Annotated in this window: 1 protein-coding gene; it reads left to right on the forward strand. The window is 56.1% G+C overall.

All coding sequences use genetic code 11. The features are described from left to right. Positions 1-63 precede the first annotated feature (63 nt). Complete coding sequence (locus tag ACGYLD_RS17350; protein ID WP_394382900.1) at positions 64-1,278, forward strand: IS256 family transposase; 1,215 nt, start codon at positions 64-66, stop codon at positions 1,276-1,278. The last annotated feature ends 56 nt before the right edge of the window (positions 1,279-1,334 follow it).

Below are 1,334 nucleotides of genomic sequence, written 5' to 3' on the forward strand. Positions count from 1 at the left end.
GAGAGTGTCCGATCTTCTGTGTAATTGCGATCTGGTCCATGCTTCCTGAGAGGAGCAAGGACGATGACCATATCCAAGGAACTGCTGGACGAACTACTGAAGGGCTGCGAGCGGCCTGAAGACCTGCTTGGCGATGCCGGGCTAATGAAAGAGCTCAAGATCAAGCTGATGGAGCGGATGCTCGGTGCTGAGCTGACGGCACATCTGGGCTATGAAGACGGCAAGGATGCCCCGCCTGATCAGGCCAACCGTCGCAACGGGTCATCTGCCAAGAGATTGAAGGGGCCAGACGGTGAACTGCCTATCGCTGTGCCGCGGGACCGGGACGGCAGCTTCGAGCCTGAACTGGTGAAGAAGGGACAGACACGCATTGATGGGATGGATGACAAGATTATCGGGCTTTACGCCGCCGGTCTGACGGTCCGCGATATCCGTGCTCATCTTGAGGACGTCTATGGCCTGCAAGTCTCGCCAGACCTGATCAGCCGCGTGACCGATGCGGTGTTGGATGAGGTTCGGGAGTGGCAATCCCGGGCACTGGACCGGATGTATCCCATCGTCATTTTTGACGCTCTGCGGGTCAAAATCCGCGACGCCGATAGCCGCATGGTCAAGAACAAAGCCGTCTACGTGGCCCTTGGTGTCAGCAGGGATGGCGTGCGCGAGGTTCTTGGTCTTTGGATCGCTGACAACGAGGGCGCCAAATTTTGGCTCTCGGTGATGACAGAGCTGAAGAACCGTGGTCTGCAAGACATCCTGATTGCGGTCGTAGATGGCCTCAAGGGCTTCCCTGATGCCATCACAGCAGCCTTTCCGGACACGGCCGTGCAAACGTGCATTGTCCATCTCGTGCGCCACTCGTTGAACTTCTGTGCCTGGAAAGATCGCAAGGAAGTGGCCGCTGATCTAAGGCGGATTTACAGCGCCCCTACAGCCGATCAAGCTGGCTTGGAGTTGGATGCCTTCGAGGAAAAATGGGCCGGGAAATATGCCTCCATCGCACCGGCCTGGCGCAGGGCTTGGCAGGAAGTGATCCCGTTCTTTGCTTTTGATCCCGCCATCCGGAAGATCATCTACACCACCAACGCAATTGAAAGCTTGAACCGTGTAATCCGAAAATCGATCAAGACGCGGGGATCGTTCCCGACCGAAGACGCCGCAACGAAGCTGATCTACTTGGCGATCCGAAACTTTGAGAAAGGCGGCCGGAATGTTCGAGAATGGTTTGCGGCTCGCAATCATTTCGCCATAATGTTTGAGGATCGCTTCAATGCGTGACTGTATCTAAAACCCGCATGGGCCAGGCCAGATACACAAAGTTCATGACACTCCCA

Source organism: Sulfitobacter sp. 1A12056, assembly GCF_043558125.1.
Taxonomy (GTDB): domain Bacteria; phylum Pseudomonadota; class Alphaproteobacteria; order Rhodobacterales; family Rhodobacteraceae; genus Sulfitobacter; species Sulfitobacter faviae.